Genomic DNA, 2,442 nt, shown 5'->3' on the forward strand with positions numbered 1-2,442 from the left:
TAGTAAAATTTACTATTTAAGTAGTTTTAAAGGGCTAAAAAGAGATAATATCAAATTATAAATCACTCGCTAATCAATGGAATTTGGCTACAAACAAGGAGAACAGGTGAATAAAATCTCAAAAATCACACTATCATTTGCGTGTGCAACCGTATTACTATCTAGCGGAGCCTTAGCAAATGATGGAGCTTATAAAATAATCAATCTTGATAAAGCAAAAGAGCAAAACCCAACCATAAATGGCTCTGGCGTAATCGTGGGCGTAGTAGATAGCATATTTAATACCAACAATCCAATCATAAAAGATAAATTAGTAGGTGCGATAAATAACACTATAGACCCAGATCGCTTCGGCGGCACAGATAAGGCTACTATGCTTCACGGCACTCAAGTATCCTCTCTTATAGTAGGCGATAGTAGCGACCTCACAGGAGTGGCAAGTGCTGCTAAATTCTACGGCCTAGCCTATCTAAATCCAAGCCCACTATACACAGGCAATATAAAAGTAGATGTAGAAAAGATGATACAAAGTGGCGTAAAAGTGATAAATCATAGCTACGCTAGTGAAGGCTTCGTGCTTATAAATCGCAAGTGGGGTAATGGCTTAGAGAGCATAGATAATAATAGCCAAAATAGTGGTGCTATAAGCTATAGCGAATTTCAAAAGCTAACCCAAAGCGATATAAGCTTACAAAGGGCTCAAAGCCTAGCTGAATTATCTAAGCAATATGGTATCTTAAATATCGTAGGTGTGGGAAATGATGGATTTAGCTCACCTAGAGCAAATTCCATTTTGCCAAGCTATGATGAGAGCTATAGGGGGCTTTTAGCCGTTGGTGGGCTAAATTCAGATAAGGTTAGCATTGAAAATGGCAAGATCAAAATCGGTGGCATTACAGAAGCAGAGTGGAAAGCAGCAGCACAGAAATGGAGCCAAGGCAGTGGCGATAAAAGCAAGGTAATCCTAAATGAGCTTATCACAAAGCAAGGAATTTATGCTTATAGCAATTTTTTCAAAGGCTCAGCCTCGCTTTATGGTATTATGGCACCAGCACAAAATCTAACTACCGCAAATGGTAGATATGGATATACATATTATGATACAAGCGATAAAAATATAAAAACAGATTTAGCCACCACTATGAAGGATTCTGGGACTAGCTTTGCTACTCCGCTTGTAAGTGGGGTTGGGGCATTGATAGAGCAGAAATTTCCATTTTTAAATGGCTCACAAATCGGCGATATTTTACTAACTACGGCTAATAAAAATGTAGAAACCCCAAATTTAATAGTAACTAAAAATGTCGGCAAAACTGGGCAATCTGAATTTTATAGCATTTTTTACATTGATAAGGATGTGCCAACAAATGGTAGTGGTATAGACTGGGAGCAGGTCAAAACAGATTTGATAAATGCTGGATTTAAATCAGGCGAAAATGATAATAGTGTAGCTCAATATATCATAAATAACCTACTAAAAAGTAACGAAGATGTTGGTAATAATAACAAAGCCAACTCCGTTGCCGTTGTCAAACTAACCAAAGATGAATTTATAGGTAGTGGAATTTTAGACGCTAGTAAGGCTCTAAATGGTCTAGCAGCTCTAAATATAAATCGCTTAAATCCTAGCGATATAGAGAGCTTTGATAATAAATATTACGCATTTTATACCATTGATACAAATGGACTAGATGGCACCTTTACAAATGATATTGATGAGATAAAATGGGATGATAAATACCATCTAAGCGACGCTACAAACTCCCTTAAAAGCGATAATAGGGTAAATGCGAATTTATCCACTCTTCAAGCTGGATTTGTAAAAACTGGAGATGGAACGCTTAAATTTAGCCAAAATAGCCTAAAATATAATGGCCCTACTATAGCTCGTGGTGGAGTTTTGGAGCTTTATAATGTAACTGCTGAAAACACCCCACTTTATGCAGATAATGGCGGTCAAATCCTAATATCTGGCGAAACTAACGCAAACAAAAATCTATACGCTATAAATGGCGGCGTGGCTAGGATAATTGGCAAATTAGCAAATGGGGATATTTTTGCTAGGAGTGGCGGTTTGATTAGCGGGACTGGAACTATAGCCAAAAATCTTACCAATGAAAGCGGTATCGTTATGCCTGGTGGAGCGGGGCAAATAGGCGTTTTAACCATTGATGGCAAATATACTCAAAATGAAAATGGGAGTTTGCATATAAATTTCGATGACAAAGCCAACTCAGATATAATAGCTGGAAGTTATGATATTAAGGGCGGAAATTTGGTTTATATCCCACTTAACGGACAATTTTTCCAAAGCGGACAGGAGATTAATATTAATTTTGCTAAGCTAGGTAGTGAAAATTTAGATAAATTCACAAATATCACAATCCAAAATACAAGCTCTTTGGAATTTAAGCTAAAAGATAATAACACAATAATATCAAA

General features: G+C 36.9%; 1 protein-coding gene. It reads left to right on the top strand.

Annotated features, from left to right (window positions below):
* Positions 1 to 106: 106 nt before the first annotated feature.
* A partial coding sequence (locus CSUIS19073_RS08150; RefSeq protein WP_337214413.1) for a S8 family serine peptidase occupies positions 107 to 2,442 on the top strand: 2,336 nt, incomplete at its 3' end.

The organism is Campylobacter sp. RM19073 (genome assembly GCF_024723495.1).
Lineage (GTDB): Bacteria > Campylobacterota > Campylobacteria > Campylobacterales > Campylobacteraceae > Campylobacter > Campylobacter porcelli.